The organism is Arthrobacter sp. PTI12 (genome assembly GCF_056679915.1).
This window is the reverse complement of record NZ_CM155256.1, coordinates 599,369-615,046: the sequence shown is the minus strand read 5'-3', so window position 1 is coordinate 615,046 and position 15,678 is coordinate 599,369. Positions and strand designations below refer to the sequence as shown.

Here is a 15,678-nt window from a genome sequence, read left to right as displayed (position 1 = left end):
TGCGAAGACGCACCTAACTCATTGAGGAGATTCACATGCTTGCAGTTCGTACGGGCCGGAAGATGCTCGTCACCACCGGTGCCTTCCTGGCTGTCGGCGCCCTTGTCACCGGGTGCACAGCCGACGCGGGTAACACCAACACGCAGCCCACCAATGCATCCGTCGAAGGAAATCAGGCCGAAGGCGACACCGTAGTCATCGGGTTCTCCGGACCTGCTGCCGACCACGGCTGGCTGGGCGCCATCAACTCCGCTGCCATCGCTACGGCTGAAAACTACCCGGACATCGACCTGCGTGTCGCCGAGGGAACCAATGACGCCAACCTTCAGATCAGCCAGGTTGAACAGTTCATCAACGACGGCGTCGATGCCATCGTGCTCCTGCCGACGGACGGCGCCGCCCTCACCCCGGTGGCCACCCAAGCCATGGAAGCCGGCATCCCGGTCATCAACGTTGACCGTGAATTCTCGAGCCCGTTCGCTGCCCGCACCACCATCCTCGGCGACAACTACGGAATGGGCGTCAGCGCCGGCACCTACATCTGCGAACAGCTCGAAGGTGACGAGGACGCAGTGGTTGCCGAGATCGCCGGCGTCGACTCCCTACCCCTGACTCAGGACCGCAGCCAGGGCTTCGCCGATGCACTGGAGTCATGCGGCCTCGACGTGGACAACCGCGTCGCAGCCGACTTCACCATTGCCGGAGGCGAAGCAGCAACCTCGCAGCTCCTCTCCGCAGCTCCTGAGATCGACGCCATCTGGAACCACGACGACGATCAGGGCATCGGCGTCCTGGCCGCCATCGACAACGCGGGTCGCGATGAGTTCTTCATGGTCGGCGGCGCAGGATCCGCGAACGCAATGCGTGAAATCGAGTCGGGCGAGAGTGTTCTCCAAGCTACCGTCATCTACCCGTCCACTCAGGCAGCAGACGGCATCCTGCTCGCCCGCCTGATCGCTCAGGGCAAGGCCATGAGCGACCTGGTGGAAGTGGAAGTTCCGAAGCGCATCGTTCTGAACGCTCCGGTTGTCACCAGTGAGAACGTTGAGCAGTACCTGCCGACCGCCTTCGAATCGTAGGACACTAAGGGGCGGGGCGCTCAATCGCTGGCAGGGCGCCCCGCCTCCATCCAACTGCTTATAACCGCCGCCGGATAAAGAGGAAACATGCACAACGACGCACCACCCCTGAGAATCGCCCTGATCGGACACGGATTTATGGGGGCTGCCCATTCGCAGGGGTGGCGGGTTGCACCGCGCTTCCACGACCTGCCGGCCCGGCCGGAGATGACCCTGCTCGTGGGGCGCAACGCCCGTGGAGTAGAGGAATCGGCTCGTAAATGGGGCTGGGAAGAGACGGCTACTGACTGGCGGGCGGCCATCGCCCGCGACGACATCGACGTCATCGACATCGTTACTCCCGGCGGATCCCATGCGGAGATCGCCATTGCAGCGCTTGAGGCGGGAAAGCACGTTCTGTGCGAGAAGCCGCTCGCCAACACCCTCGAAGAGGCTGAGGCGATGGCAGCCGCCGCTGACCGCGCCGGCAACAACGTCTTCGCGATGGTTGGTTTCACCTATCGCCGCGTTCCTGCAGCGGCCTTCGCGAGGGATCTGGTTCAGTCCGGTGCAATCGGCGAGGTCCGTCAGGTACGTGCCGCGTACCTGCAGGATTGGCTGGTTGACGCCGACGCCCCGCTGACGTGGCGGCTGCAGAAGGAATCCGCCGGCTCCGGCGCACTCGGTGACCTCGGCGCGCATGCGGTAGATCTCTCGCAGTTCATCACCGGCCAGAAGATCACAGGTGTGAGCGGGATCCTCAACACTTTTGTGCACGAGCGTCCGTTGCTGGCCGAAGCCTCCGGGCTCGCAGGCACCGCCTCAGCCGAGCGGGGAAGCGTCACAGTGGACGATCTTGCCCTGTTCAGCGGCCGGTTCGACGGCGGCGCGGTGGGCTCATTCGAAGCGACCCGCATGTCCACCGGGCGCAAGAACGCGTTGCGCGTTGAGGTGGCCGGCTCCACCGGCGCGATTTCCTTCGATCTGGAGAACATGAACTCGCTCGGCTTCTACGATGCAACCGCGCCTGATACCCGGCAGGGCTTCACCAACATTATGGTGACGGAGCCCTCCCACCCCTACATGTCTGCCTGGTGGCCCACCGGGCACATTCTGGGCTATGAACACGGATTTGCCCATCAGGCCAAGGATTTCGTCGAAGCAATCACAGCGAATCGCCAGCCGGAGCCGTCCTTCGCGGACGGACTGCAGGTGCAGAAGGTCCTTAACGGTGTGGAGCGCAGCGCGGAAGCTGACAGCATCTGGACTAAGACTATCTAGTACCGGCTATCCCGACGGCGCCAGCGAGAGGATCCCACGTGCCAACTCCACCCCTGTCTGTCCAGCTCTATACCGTCCGCGAAGCCCTCGAGGCTGATCTGGACGGCACCATCGACAGACTTGCATCGATCGGTTTCTCACGGGTCGAGCCCTACAACTTCGCAGCGAATACGGCGGCGCTCTCCGCTGCGCTTGAACGCAACGGCATGGCCGCTCCGTCGGGCCACGCACCGCTGCTCGACGGCGACCGCGACCTCATCTTCGAAGCAGCCCGGACACTGGGCATCGGCACGGTCATCGAGCCCATGGTGCACCCTGAGCGGTGGACCACCGAGGAGGCCGTCGAGCAGACCGCACAGGCCCTCAACGAGGTGGCGGCCCTCGGCGCGGAGTACGGCATCACCGTCGGCTACCACAACCACTGGTGGGAGGTGGAAACCGATTTCGGCGGCCGCACCGGGCTGGAGGTCCTCGCCGGCGCCCTGGATCCCGCCGTCGTGCTTGAAGTGGACACCTACTGGGTGGCAGTGGGCGGGCAGGATCCAGCCGAGCTGCTCGCGAAGCTGGGCGACCGCGTGCGGTTCATCCACCTCAAGGACGGCGCGCTGGACAAGGACAACACCTCGCAGGTGGCGGTGGGCGCCGGACGGATGGACGTCCCCTCAGTCCTGGCCGCTGCCGGATCGGTAGAGGTAGGTGTCGTCGAGCTCGATGACAGCGCCGGTGACCTGTTCGAGGCGCTCGAGGCGAGCCTGCACTACCTGCAGGCGGACTCCAGGCAGGCAGGAGCATGAGCGGCCCGGTGGGCGTCGGCATCATCGGTGCGGGCGTCATCAGCAAGGAGTACCTGACCAATCTCACGGCGTTCCCCGACGTCCAGGTCCATATCGTCGCGGACCTCTTCCCCGAGGCCGCCCGGGCGCGTGCCGAGGAGTTCGGGATCGCTGCCTCCGGGACTGTCGAGGACGCGCTCGCGCACCCGGACGTCGACATCATCGTCAACCTGACCACTCCCGCCGCGCATGTACCGGTAGGGCTCGACGCTGTGGCTGCGGGGAAGCACGTGTGGAGTGAGAAGCCGTTCTCGCTCGACCGCGAATCAGGCCGGTCACTCCTGAAGGCCGCTTCCGACGCCGGCCTCCGGCTGGGCTGCGCCCCTGACACCTTCCTCGGCGCGGGGCTGCAAACAGGCCTCCGGATGATCCAGCGTGGGGACATCGGAGTGCCGCTTACTGCGTTGACCCTCATGCAGTCCCCCGGGCCTGAGGCCTGGCACCCCAACCCGGCCTTCCTGTTCCAGGAGGGTGCCGGCCCGCTTTTCGACATGGGCCCCTACTACCTGACAGCCCTCGTTCAGACATTCGGTGCGATCGGGACCGTTGCTGCGCTCGGATCACGGTCGCGGGAAACGCGCATCATCGGCTCCGGCCCGCGCGCCGGTGAGGAGTTCGCCGTCACCGTTCCGACCCATGTCAGCGCCCTGGTGCAGTTCGAGCGCGGCGCTTCCGCCACGAGCAACTTCAGCTTCGATTCACCGCTCCCCCGGCACGGTTTCGTCGAGATCACCGGCTCGGAAGCCACCATTGCCTTCCCGGATCCCAACATGTTCGACGGCGACATCCGCCTCCACCGCCACGGCGCCGAAGACTGGGAGACCTTCCCGGCGGTCGGTTCCACCTACGGGCGCGGTACCGGAGTCCTCGACCTGGCCCGCTCAATCCGCGCCGGCGTTCCACACCGCGCACAAGGGGAGACTGCCTTCCACGTCCTGGACACCATGGCTTCGATCGCGGAGTCGGTGGACAGTCGCACGTTCGTTGACGTTGCCAGCTCAGCCGTGGCTGCCGAGCCGCTGCCCGAGGACTGGGATCCCACCAGCCGCACGCTTTCCTGACCCACTCACACAAGGAGAAAAATCATGGCACGCAACTTCACACTGTTCACCGGCCAGTGGGCCGACCTGCCGTTTGAGAAGGTCGCCGAACTCGCGGGCCAGTGGGGCTACGACGGCCTGGAAATCGCAGTCTCCGGAGACCACCTGGACGCGTGGCGGTGGGACGATGATGACTACATCCAGGACCGTCTCGACATTCTGGAGCGCAACAACCTGAAGGTCTGGACCATCTCCAACCACCTCAAGGGCCAGGCGGTCTGCGACAATCCGATCGACTTCCGCCACGAAGCCATCGTCGGGCCGCGCGTTTGGGGAGACGGCGATCCGGAGGGCGTCCGGCAGCGTGCAGCGGAGGAAATGAAGCTCACCGCCAAGCTTGCGCAGAAACTCGGGGTGAAGACGGTCGTCGGGTTCACCGGGTCCTCGATCTGGCAGTATGTCGCGATGTTCCCGCCCGTCAGCCAGGACGTCATCGATGCCGGTTACCAGGATTTCGCCGACCGTTGGAACCCCATCCTGGACGTGTTTGATGACTGCGGTGTGCGGTTTGCACACGAGGTGCATCCCTCCGAAATCGCCTACGACTACTGGTCCACCAAGCGCACGCTTGACGCCGTCGGCAATCGTCCCGCTTTCGGCCTCAACTGGGATCCGAGCCACTTCATGTGGCAGCAGATCGACCCGGTAGCCTTCATCTCCGACTTCGCTGACCGGATCTACCACGTGGACTGCAAGGACACGAAGATGCGGATGGGCGGCGGCCGCAACGGCATCCTCTCCTCCCACCTGCCGTGGGGAGATCCGCGCCGCGGCTGGGACTTCGTGTCCACGGGCCGTGGAGACGTGCCCTGGGAAGACAGCTTCCGCGCGTTGACCTCGATCGGCTACGACGGGCCGATCTCGGTTGAATGGGAAGACGCCGGCATGGACCGCCTGGACGGAGCCCCCGAGGCCCTGGCCTTCCTCAAGAAGTTCGACTTCGCGCCGTCGTCATTGTCCTTCGACGCCGCCTTCAAGCAGTAGCCCTTGGAGTTTTTGTCGCCTACCTGCGGTTTACGCGCGTTTTAGGCAGCAGGTAGGCGACAAAAAATGAGTACGCTGGGTCGCATGCGTGAACTCCAGGCGAAGATTATCGAGGAAATGGGCGTACGCCCCACCATCGACCCTGCGGAGGAGATCCGCCGGCGCGTGGACTTTCTCAAGGACTACGTCCGGGCCACCGGCACCAAGGGCTTCGTGCTCGGCATCAGCGGCGGCCTGGACTCCACCCTTGCCGGAAAGCTCGCGCAGCTGGCGGCTGATGAGTTGAGGTCCGACGGCGTGGAGGCAACGTTCGTCGCGGCTCGCCTGCCGTACAACGTGCAGCATGACGAAGACGATGCCCAGGCGGCCCTGGCGTTCATCGAACCGGACCGGTCCGTTGTCTACAACGTCGCTCCCGCCGTGGACGGTTTCCAGGCTGAGTTCACCAGCGCTGCAGGCAACGAAATGTCCGATTTCAACAAGGGCAACGTCAAGGCGCGCGTACGAATGGTGGCGCAGTACGCCCTGGCCGGTGATGACAACCTACTGGTGATCGGCACCGATCACGGCGCGGAATCAGTCACCGGCTTCTTCACCAAGTACGGTGACGGCGGGGCAGACATCCTTCCCCTGTTCGGCCTGAACAAACGGCAGAATCGGCAGGTTTTGAAGGAACTTGGCGCGCAGGAGCGCCTCTACAACAAGATCCCCACTGCGGACCTGTTGGATGAGAACCCGGGGCAGAGCGACGAGCACGAGCTCGGTCTCACCTATGAGCAGATCGATGACTACCTCGAGGGTCGGGACGTTCCCGAGGAAGCCGCGCAGCTGATTGAGCGCCGCTACCTGATGACCCGACACAAGCGCACCGTCCCGGTTTCCCCCGACGACTCGTGGTGGCGCTGATTAGGTAACGTAGCAACTGTGAAAATAGCGACCTGGAACGTTAATTCCCTCCGAGCCCGTGCCGACCGCGTGGAAGCCTGGCTTGACCGCTCCGATGCGGACGTCCTAGCCATCCAGGAAACCAAGTGCAAGGACGACAACTTCCCCTGGGACATGTTCGAGAAGAGCGGCTACGAGGTTGCGCACTTCGGCTTGAACCAGTGGAACGGCGTCGCCATTGCATCACGTGTGGGGCTGACCGATGTTGAGCGCACCTTCCCCGGGCAGCCGGTGTTCGGGAAGGACACCGACCCCGTGCAGGAGGCCCGCGCCATCGGCGCCACCTGCGGCGGCGTGCGCGTGTGGAGCCTGTACGTACCGAACGGGCGGGCGCTCGGGGACCCGCACATGGCGTACAAGGTCGAATGGCTTGAGCTGCTGCGCAAGCACGCCGTCGGACTGCTGGAGGCAGACCCCTCCGCCCAGGTGGCGCTCACGGGGGACTGGAACATCGCGCCGCAGGATGAGGACGTCTGGGATATCGACCTCTTCGTCAACAACGGCTACACGCATGTGAGCCCGCCGGAGCGCGCAGCCTTCCACGCGTTCGAGAACTCGGGCTTCACCGATGTTGTCCGCCCCCACACCCCGGGCCCCGGTGTCTACACCTACTGGGACTACAAGCAGCTGAGCTTCCCCAAGCGCATGGGCATGCGTATTGACTTCATCCTGGCCTCCCCCGCCCTCGCAGAGCGGGTCAGCGGCGCGTCGATCGACCGGGAGGAACGCAAAGGCAAGGGTGCCTCTGACCACGCGCCGGTCATCGTAGAGCTGACCTGATCCATGGCAGACGTGCCCGGCGCCGGCAGCAGTTTCCCCTACGTTTCCTACCTACGGGTGTATGAGCCGCTTGATGCCTTCAGTGACGCCCAGCAGCTCGCCATCCTGGAACAGCGGACTCGGGGCCGCAGGGTCACCGAGCAGCTGGAACGCATCGATGCGGTGCGGCGCATAACGCGCGCAGTATCGGACCCGTTTCCGCACCATGCGCAGGATCTTGTGCGCGTGCTGCATTTCCCGCGCAGCAGCGGCACCACCGCGCCCTACTACTGCCCCAATCAGCTGGCGGTACGCACCTACCTGTCCGCTGAGTCCCTCGAGCAGACCATCCGCGGTCCGCTGATGGATGTGCTCCTCCCGGAGATCGCGAGGGAGGCGCACCAGGCGCGGCTCGATCCCGAAACGCTGACCGAATCCACCGCCAAGCTGCATACCCGCTCTGCGACGTGGGGCATCCCCTTCGCCTGGTTTGTCCTCATCCACGAAGACGACCTCACCGAGGTGGTGGACGACGACGGCGAAGTCCACACCGTCCGAGTCTCCGCCACCATCAGCGACTGCATCGATCGTGCGCGCCGTGCCGTAGCCGGGCTCGCCATCGCTGCTCCGGAGCTTGATCTGCTGGAAGAGCTCACCGAAATCACGGAGTGGCTGCAGTCTTTCCGCCGCGACGCCGTCGTCGAACTCGACTACGGACCGGTTGCGGACCTGGTATTTCCGGACGAGTCCCCCATGGATGTCCGGATGGGAATCGAGTGCCTCGCCGAAGCGGATATGACCGGCGCGGCCGCGGCTTACCGCCGCCTCGCGTCACGGTGGGTTCCCATTCGCCAGCTCGCACGCGCGTCCTGAGCCGGCGGACTCGGCAACGCATGCAGCTCCGCCGGAATCCCGCCTTTGTCCGGTTCTGGGTTGCTTCGACGGTCTCGGATTTCGGTACCTACCTCACCACCGTGGCGCTGTCAGTGCTCATCCTTGTTGCGGCCGCTGGGCCTGAGCACGCACGTCTGGTTCATCGGCTCAGCGATGGTCGGCACCGTTCTTCCGGCCCTGATCCTCAATGACCTTCAACTCGGCGCGCTCGGCCTGGGTCTTGTCCTCGGCGGAGCGGGAATCGGTGCGGTGCTGGGCACCACCTGGTCCTCGGGCTGGGGTGAGCGCTACGGCACCGGACGGGTCATGGTGGCGGCGAGGCTGGCCCAGCCGGCCGCCGTCGTCGTCGTGGTTCTGGCACCACTGGTGGCAGCCGGGCAGGCGGGCGGCGGGAGCATCGAAAGTTGGCCGGCCACGGTGTGGGCGACGTTCGCCTGCGCAGTCCTCGGGCAATTCCTCTTCGGCCTGGCGATGGGCGCCGAGGGGCCGCTGGAGATGGGGTACTGGCAGGGGGTCACTCCGGATGCGCTGATTGCCCGGATGAGCGCAACCAGGCGGTCCGTGAACCGCGGCATGATCGTTATCGGCGCTCCCCTAGGCGGCGCCCTGGCTACGGCGTTCGGCCCCGTCGTGGCTCTCGGCTCCGCCGCGGCGGTCATGCTGGCGGCCGCACTGATCCTGGCGGTTTCACCCTTCCGGGCGGCGTGCGAGGCGGACCTGCTGGACTCGGACGCCGCTAGTTGACGTCCTCCACAGCGTAGGAGACCTTCGTGACGCCCTTTTTCGACTTGATCTTGGGAATGCTCAGCGTACCGACCTCCGCGACATCCCGGACATGGGTTCCACCGCACGGCACGCCGAACGTCTGGTTGTAGAGCACAATCCGCGCGGGCTTGTTGGTCGGGATGTTGTCCGGGACATGCCTGCAGTACTCACCCATGTCCGCAACCGGCATGAACCGGATCTCGTTGCGGCTGCCTTCGCCGATGATCTGCGCGACCTCCTGTTCGATGCGCTGCCGGACATCCTCCACCTCACCGGGCACGTCCCCGGTGTACTCGACAAAGGACATGTGCGGATAGTGCGCACCCTTACCTGGCACCCAGGGCAGTTCCAGCCGCTCAACGGCGAGATCAACGATATGCCCTGCGGAATGGAGCCGCGTGTTGACAGCCCTCCGGTCTGCGTCCACTTCCAGCACGACGGCGGCGCCCTCCAATGTTGCCTCCCCGCCCGCGCATTCCTTCCACGCTTCACCGGCGCCCAGGTGATGGACAACCCCGTGCTCGTCGAGGCGCACCTCCTCGACCCGAAGGGCGGCGTGCCCGCCGCGGATGGTGCCGGTGTCCCAGTCCTGTCCGCCGCCGCGGGGGTAAAAGCAGGTGCGGTCCAGTACAACGTCGAGCCTGCCGTCCTCGAGCACGGTCACCGCTGTGACGGTTGCGGGCGCGGTCAGGACATCGAAATCGTCAAGGTAGAGGAGTTCAGTAGCCATGCGTACCAGCGTAGCGACCGAATTGAAACCAGGACGGTAGCAGCTAGCGGGGTGCCGGACCCGTCGAGGCGCGCTGGATGAGTTTATGGGGTTGCGTTGGCGGGTTCAGCACGGGCAGCGCCCCCTCCAGCTCCCTCAGGAGGAGATCCGCGGCGAAGGCTCCCTGCTCCTCAGGCACTTGCCGCACGGTGGTCAAGCCCATAGGCCCGGCGAACTCGTGATCGTCGATACCCACGATCGACAGTTCCCCGGGCACGCTGATGCCGAGTTCGGAAGCAGCCATCAGGGCGCCGAAGGCCATCTCATCGGAGGAGCAGAACAGTGCGGTGGGGCGTTCATCCACGGTGGACAGCATCCGCTTCACGGCGATCTTGGCCTCACCGAACCGGAAATCGCCGAACACGGACCAGTCATCCCACAGGGGCAGCCCGTGGGCGGCCATGGTCGCTAGATAAGACTCCTCGCGGATGCGGGGCACCTCGAAGTAGAGACCGAAGGCACCGCCTCCGCGCACGTGCCCAATTCTGGTGTGGCCAAGGGAAATCAGGTGTTCGACGGCGTCCCGCACGGCAGCGCCGTCGTCGATGCCGACGTGCCGCACTCCCTGAACGGAACCGCCCACCACAATGGTGGGCGATTCCAGTTCACGCAAAGCCAGGTGCTCGTCTTCGGTGAGCTCCATACACATGACCAGGAGGGCGTCGATGCGCTTCCGCAGGATGGAGCGGTGAAACACGCGTTCCCGGTTGACTCCCGTTCCGCCGAGGCTGAAAACAATGAGGTCGTAGCCCGCGGCCCTGAGCTGACGGTCAACCCCCTCAAGGACGGCCGAGAAATACCAGCGTTCGATCAGGGGCAGCAGCACGCCCATCGCCATGGTGCGTCCAGAGGCCAGGCCGGACGCCGCTGACGACGGCACGTACCCGAGTTCCTGAGCGGCACTCAGTACCCGGGCGCGGGTCCCCGCCGAAACTCCGGCGAGGCCCCGCAGGGCGCGCGACACGGTTGCGGTTGAAACTCCCGTGGCTACCGCAACATCTTCGATGCCGGTCACGGTGCATCAGCCCTTGAGGCCACCAGCCAGCAGACCACGGACGAAGTACCTCTGCAGCCCGAAGAAGACCAGCAGCGGGACGATCATGGACACGAAGGCGCCGGCCGTGAGTCGGTGCCATTCGCCGCCGCGGGTACCGGTGAGCTCGGCGAGCCGCTGCGTAATGGGCGCAACGTCCCCTGTACCTCCGGAGAACACCAATGCAACCAGCAGATCATTCCAGACCCACAGGAACTGGAAAATGGCATAGGAGGCCAACGCCGGCACCGACAGTGGAATGATGATCCGCCAGAAGATGGTGGCGTGTCCGGCGCCGTCCACCCTCGCTGCCTCGATCACTTCACCGGGAATCTCCGCGATGAAGTTGTGCAGCAGGAAGATGGCCAGCGGCAGCGCGAAGATGGTGTGCGCAATCCACAGCTGTGCGTAGGATCCGGATGGAAGGAGCTCAAACTCGCCGATCTTCAGGTTCACAAAGAGGGTGAGCAGCGGAATCAGCGCCATCTGCAGAGGAATGATCTGCAGGGCGAAGATGAACACGAACAGTGTGTCCTTCCCGCGGAAACTGCTCCACGCGAAGATGTAGGCCGCCATGGAGGCGATCACCAGCGGTATGAGCGTCGCCGGAATCACGATCGCCAGGGAGTTGATGAAGTACTGGCCGAGGTTCGGCGACTGGCTGCCGCCCGAGATCAGGACGTCCGCGTAGTTGTCGAGTGTGAACTCGAAGTTCGAGAGCACGTTCCACCAACCATTTTGGTTGATGTTCTCTTCCGGCCTGAACGAGGAAATGAACAGCCCGAGCGTCGGTACGGTCCAGATGACAGCGATGATCACCGCGGCGATCGTGGCGCCGCGGGACGTCAGTCGCTGTTTCACCCGGCGGGCGATGGGCGGTTGTACCGTGGTGTCTTCCCCGGTGTCTTTGGTTCCCATGGCTGGAACAGCTGGTGTCGAAGTCATCGGATTTCCTTCTGCTTCTTGAGCACGCGGGCGTTGTAGATAACCACGGGCAGCACCATCAGGAACAGGATCAGCGCCAGTGCCGCGCCCCGGCCGGGTTCGTTGGCCCGGAATGCCTGCGTGTACATCTCATTGGCGATCACGGAGGTGTCATAGTTTCCGGCGGTCATGGTCCGCACAATGTCGAACACCTTCAGGGTGATGATCGTGATGGTGGTGATCACCACCACCAACGCTCCGCGGATTGACGGAATGGTGATGCTCCAAAACTGCTGCCAGGCAGTCGCACCGTCCAGGCGCGACGCCTCCACGATGTCTGCGGGGATGCCTTTGATGGCGGCGGAGAGAATCACCATGGCAAAGCCCACCTGAATCCAGACCATGACGGCGATCAGGAAGAAGGTGTTCCCCGGTGCCTCGAGCAGGAACTGACGCGGTTCGCCGCCGAACCAGACGAGGATCTGGTTGACCAGCCCGATCTGCTCCTGTTCCACTCCGCGGTAGGCGTACATGAAGTTCCAGATAATGCCCGCGCCCACCATGGAGATGGCCATCGGCATGAAGACGAGTGCCTTCAACACTCTCTCGCCGTGCGCCTTGTCGATGAAGACGGCATAGACGAGACCGATGACCGTGGAGATCGTGGGCACGAGAATCACCCATAGGACGGTGTTCCGAAGGGTGACCAGGGCGGTCGGCTCGGTGAACATCCAGATGAAGTTGTCCAGACCGGTGAGGTTTCCGTCGCGGTCGGTGAACGCGAGGAAGGTGGTCTGCAGCGCGGGCCAGACCATGCCGACAATCAACAGGATTGCAGCGGGTGCCAGAAAGCCGATGATCGTCGCCTTGTCGCGGAACGATTTGGGTGCACGGTCCACCAGCAGCATGATGATCCCGATGACGGCGGCGAAGATCGCCATGGCGATCACCACCTGCAGGAATTTCTCGCCGAGATCCTCCATAACGCAGCCTCCTTGCTGGGTGCGGTCAGTTGTCAGGACAGACCCGGCGTCCCACTACCGTGGAACGCCGGGTCCGCAGAAGGAACTACTGGGGCCAGCTGCTTTCGATGGTGTCAACCACTTCGTTGGTCGGCGTGCCATTGATCCATTCGACAATGCCGCTCCAGAAGGAGTTGGCGCCAACGGCGCCCGGCATCAGGTCGGAGCCGTCAAAGCGGAAGACAGTGTCTTCGCTCTGCAGCAACTCGATGGACTGCCGGTCCAGCGCGCTTTGTGCCAACGACGGGTCGAGGGCCTTGTTGGCGCTGATTGCGCCGCCCTCGGAGACGCGGTTATTGGCAAACTCACCGCTTGCCATGAAGGTCTGGAACGCTACCACCGCAGGCTCATCTGAGTACGCTGCGACAAACTCGCCGCCGCCCGTGATCGCGCTGCTGCCTTCCTCGACACCCGGGGTCATGAATGCCCAGACGTCTCCGTCTTCGGCAACCTCGGTTCCTTCAGGCCAGTTGGCGGCCTGGAAGGATGCCTGGTGGTGCATGGCGCATTCGCCGTCGAGTACCGGCTGGCCGGCATCAGCGAACGGAGTGGTCAGGATGGAGCGCACGTCTCCGAAACCGCCATTGACGAACTCGTCGTTCTTCAGAATTTCACCGACGGAATCGAAAGCTTCCACGATCTGGGGATCATTGAACGGAATCTCGTGGTTCACCCACTGGTCATAGACCTCAGGTCCGGCCTGGCGGAGAACATAATCTTCAACCCAGTCAGTACCCGGCCAGCCTGTGGCTTCACCGGATTCGAAGCCTGCGCACCACGGCTTCATGGTTCCCTCGGCAGCGATGTCCTCAGTGAGGGTCATCATTTCATCGAGGGTGGTAGGGATTTCCCAGCCCTTCTCCTCGAAGGTTGCAGGGTCATACCAAACGTAACCCTTGACGTTGGCGAGCATCGGGGCGGCGTAGAACTCGCCGTCCACGGTGCCGTAGCCCTTCCAGTCCTCGGACCAGTTCTCGTCGACAAGTGCCTCGACGGCATCCGGCGCGGGCAGGACGTTGCCGCTGGCAACCTCGGCTGCAAGCAGACCCGGCTGCGGGAAGATGGCGATGTCCGGCGGGTTCCCGGCCTGTGAACGGACGCCGATCTGGGTTTCGAATTCCTTCGAGCCTTCGTAGACAACCTCGATGCCGGTGCACTCGGCGAAATCGGCCCACGAGTTCTCGAGACTCTCCGCTTCGACGTCGACGATGGTCGAGTAGACACTTACCTCTTCACCATCGAAGGTTCCGTAGTCCTCGTAGTTAGCGCAGTCGGCAGCCGGCTGGTCCCCGCCTCCTTCGCCCTCGCTTCCCGATCCACAGGCGGAGAGTGTGAGTGCTAGCACGCTGAGTGCGGCCACTGGCAGCACCGCTTTCTTACCGCGAATAATCGCCATGAAAATGACTCCTTTGTCCGGCAGCTAGGCACTGAATTGGTTACCGCCGCCTTGCCTCTTGATACGATCAAAGTAAGCGCTTACGTTGTGATCTGCAACACCAGGCGCACCCGACCGCCCCGTCGATATCCAATCGTGACCCACCATCCTGCAGAGGAGCCCCCATGACTGCCTCCGATCTTTCAACTCCCGTCCACCCGGTTCAGGACCGTGGAGGCGCCGCCTGGTGGGAAGACGCCGTGATCTACCAGATCTACCCCCGTTCCTTCGCGGACGGAAACAGCGACGGCATGGGTGACCTGCACGGCATCACCAGCAAGCTCCCCTACCTTCAGAACCTCGGGGTGAACGCCGTCTGGCTTTCGCCGTTCTATGTTTCACCACAGGCGGATGCCGGCTACGACGTCGCTGATTACCGGGATGTGGATCCCCGCTTCGGCACCCTCGCTGACTTCGATGCCATGTTGGCCGACGCCCACGAGCGCGGACTCAAGGTGATCGTTGATCTGGTACCCAATCACACTTCGGACGAGCACGAGTGGTTCCAGGCCGCCCTGCGCTCTCCGAAGGGCTCCAGCGAGCGCAACCGTTATATGTTCCGGGACGGCGGCGGCGAGAACGGCGAGCTACCCCCGAACAACTGGCAGTCAATTTTCGGCGGCGATGCCTGGACGCGGGTGGAGGACGGCCAGTGGTACCTGCACCTGTTTGACACCAAGCAGCCGGACCTCAACTGGGAGAACCCCGAAGTGCATGAGGAAATGATCTCTGTCCTGCGCTTTTGGCTGGACCGCGGGGTGGACGGCTTTCGCATCGACGTGGCGCACGGCCTCGTCAAAGCGGAGGGACTGCCGGACTGGGCCGGCCGCGAGAGCATGGTGGGCGACGTACACACCCCCGATGCAGCCGAAGAATCAACAGCCACCGAGCCCACGCCGCCGTACTTCGACCAGCCCGGCGTCCATGCGATCTACCGCGACTGGAACCGCGTCCTGGCCGAGTACCCCGGGGACCGCATGCTGGTCGCGGAAGCGTGGGTGGAACCGGCGGAGCGGCTCTTCCACTATGTTCGCCCGGACGAGATGCAGCAGGCCTTCAACTTCGATTTCCTGCGCGCCGGTTGGGATGCCGGGCGCCTGACCGCAAGCATCACCGAATCACTCGCGCAGGCCGGGAATGTCGGTGCGCCCAGCACCTGGGTCCTCTCCAACCACGACACCGTCCGGCACACCACGCGCTTCGGCCTGCAGGACCCGACGCAGCTGCCCAAGGGCGTTGGGCCGCGGGATGAGCAGCCTGACGAGGCGCTGGGACTGCGGCGCGGACGCGCAGCGATTCTCACCATGCTGGCGCTGCCCGGTTCCGCCTACCTCTACCAGGGAGATGAGCTCGGCCTGCCCGAGCACACCCTGCTGGATGACACCGTCCGCCAGGACCCCGCGTTCTTCCGCACGGAGGGCGTGGAGCGCGGCCGCGACGGCTGCCGGGTGCCGCTTCCGTGGAAGGCTGACGCACCGGGCTTCGGCTTCAGCACAACCAACAACAACGACGACGCCGCCCCCTGGCTGCCCCAGCCCGCCGGCTTCGCGGCGTACGCGGCGGACGTCCAGGTTGACCGCCCCGGCTCCGTGCATGAGCTGGTGAAGTCGGCGTTGACCGAACGCTCTTCGCGTGGACTGGGGCGCGGATCGCTGGAGTGGGCGCCGGAGCACCGCCCCGGCGAGGGCGTGATCGCCCTTACCAACGGTTCAGTGCTGGTGGCTGCGAACATGGGCGAGAAGCCCATCGAGCTGCCTTCCGGCGTCGTCGTACTTGCCAGCGCGGAAGATGCCGTATCTGAAGCGGGAGGCGGCAAGAAGCTGCAGCCGGACTGCGCGGTCTGGATCGAGCGGTCCTGACGCAGCCGGCGCCGCGC

At 64.3% G+C, this 15,678-nt stretch carries 15 protein-coding genes; 10 read left to right on the top strand and 5 right to left on the bottom strand.

What is annotated here, in order from left to right; genetic code table 11:
* Window positions 1-35: 35 nt before the first annotated feature.
* The 9 genes from AC1MBU_RS03080 (at window position 36) to AC1MBU_RS03040 (ending at window position 8,598) form a co-directional block, all read left to right on the top strand.
* The gene (locus AC1MBU_RS03080) at window positions 36-1,079 is read left to right on the top strand and encodes a substrate-binding domain-containing protein (protein WP_479788466.1); all 1,044 of its coding nucleotides are present in this window, start codon (window positions 36-38) and stop codon (window positions 1,077-1,079) included.
* A gap of 87 nt (window positions 1,080-1,166) precedes the next feature.
* On the top strand, window positions 1,167-2,339 hold the full coding sequence (locus AC1MBU_RS03075) for a Gfo/Idh/MocA family protein (RefSeq protein WP_277359042.1): 1,173 nt from the start codon (window positions 1,167-1,169) through the stop codon (window positions 2,337-2,339).
* A gap of 38 nt (window positions 2,340-2,377) precedes the next feature.
* Window positions 2,378-3,133 (top strand): sugar phosphate isomerase/epimerase family protein, encoded by a 756-nt coding sequence (locus AC1MBU_RS03070; RefSeq protein ID WP_277359043.1) that lies wholly within the window; start codon window positions 2,378-2,380, stop codon window positions 3,131-3,133.
* Window positions 3,130-4,233 (top strand): Gfo/Idh/MocA family protein, encoded by a 1,104-nt coding sequence (locus AC1MBU_RS03065; protein ID WP_479788463.1) that lies wholly within the window; start codon window positions 3,130-3,132, stop codon window positions 4,231-4,233. Before AC1MBU_RS03070 ends, AC1MBU_RS03065 begins: the two co-directional genes overlap by 4 nt.
* A 24-nt stretch (window positions 4,234-4,257) precedes the next feature.
* A complete protein-coding gene (locus AC1MBU_RS03060; RefSeq protein ID WP_346027850.1) occupies window positions 4,258-5,256 on the top strand; it encodes a sugar phosphate isomerase/epimerase family protein in 999 nt (332 codons plus the stop codon).
* An 84-nt stretch (window positions 5,257-5,340) separates the two neighbouring features.
* Window positions 5,341-6,162, top strand: coding sequence for an ammonia-dependent NAD(+) synthetase (nadE, locus tag AC1MBU_RS03055; protein WP_277359046.1), 822 nt, complete (start codon window positions 5,341-5,343; stop codon window positions 6,160-6,162).
* Window positions 6,163-6,180: 18 nt separating this feature from the next.
* Window positions 6,181-6,981 carry an exodeoxyribonuclease III gene (locus AC1MBU_RS03050; protein WP_056545896.1) on the top strand — a complete coding sequence of 267 codons (801 nt, stop codon included), beginning with the start codon at window positions 6,181-6,183 and terminating at the stop codon, window positions 6,979-6,981.
* 3 nt (window positions 6,982-6,984) lie between these two features.
* Window positions 6,985-7,833, top strand: a complete 849-nt coding sequence (locus AC1MBU_RS03045; RefSeq protein WP_479788460.1) for a DUF8083 family protein — start codon at window positions 6,985-6,987, stop codon at window positions 7,831-7,833.
* 123 nt (window positions 7,834-7,956) lie between these two features.
* Window positions 7,957-8,598: an MFS transporter gene (locus AC1MBU_RS03040; protein ID WP_479788457.1), complete on the top strand. Its 642-nt coding sequence runs from the start codon at window positions 7,957-7,959 to the stop codon at window positions 8,596-8,598.
* On the opposite strand, the gene AC1MBU_RS03035 is transcribed toward AC1MBU_RS03040, so the two are convergent.
* The 5 genes from AC1MBU_RS03035 to AC1MBU_RS03015 form a co-directional block, all read right to left on the bottom strand.
* Window positions 8,591-9,349: an alanine--tRNA ligase-related protein gene (locus AC1MBU_RS03035; RefSeq protein ID WP_479788453.1), complete on the bottom strand. Its 759-nt coding sequence runs from the start codon at window positions 9,347-9,349 to the stop codon at window positions 8,591-8,593. The two genes, AC1MBU_RS03040 and AC1MBU_RS03035, sit on opposite strands and share 8 nt — an antisense overlap.
* A gap of 43 nt (window positions 9,350-9,392) precedes the next feature.
* The gene (locus AC1MBU_RS03030) at window positions 9,393-10,403 is read right to left on the bottom strand and encodes a LacI family DNA-binding transcriptional regulator (RefSeq protein WP_479788451.1); all 1,011 of its coding nucleotides are present in this window, start codon (window positions 10,401-10,403) and stop codon (window positions 9,393-9,395) included.
* Between the two features lie 6 nt (window positions 10,404-10,409).
* Window positions 10,410-11,366 carry a carbohydrate ABC transporter permease gene (locus tag AC1MBU_RS03025; RefSeq protein WP_056545889.1) on the bottom strand — a complete coding sequence of 319 codons (957 nt, stop codon included), beginning with the start codon at window positions 11,364-11,366 and terminating at the stop codon, window positions 10,410-10,412.
* Complete coding sequence (locus tag AC1MBU_RS03020; RefSeq protein ID WP_479788446.1) at window positions 11,363-12,328, bottom strand: carbohydrate ABC transporter permease; 966 nt, start codon at window positions 12,326-12,328, stop codon at window positions 11,363-11,365. Before AC1MBU_RS03020 ends, AC1MBU_RS03025 begins: the two co-directional genes overlap by 4 nt.
* 85 nt (window positions 12,329-12,413) lie before the next feature.
* Window positions 12,414-13,763 carry an ABC transporter substrate-binding protein gene (locus tag AC1MBU_RS03015; RefSeq protein ID WP_277359052.1) on the bottom strand — a complete coding sequence of 450 codons (1,350 nt, stop codon included), beginning with the start codon at window positions 13,761-13,763 and terminating at the stop codon, window positions 12,414-12,416.
* A 164-nt stretch (window positions 13,764-13,927) separates the two neighbouring features.
* Here AC1MBU_RS03015 and AC1MBU_RS03010 point away from each other — a divergent pair, with 164 nt between their 5' ends.
* Window positions 13,928-15,661, top strand: a complete 1,734-nt coding sequence (locus tag AC1MBU_RS03010) for a glycoside hydrolase family 13 protein (protein WP_479788444.1) — start codon at window positions 13,928-13,930, stop codon at window positions 15,659-15,661.
* Window positions 15,662-15,678 lie beyond the last annotated feature (17 nt).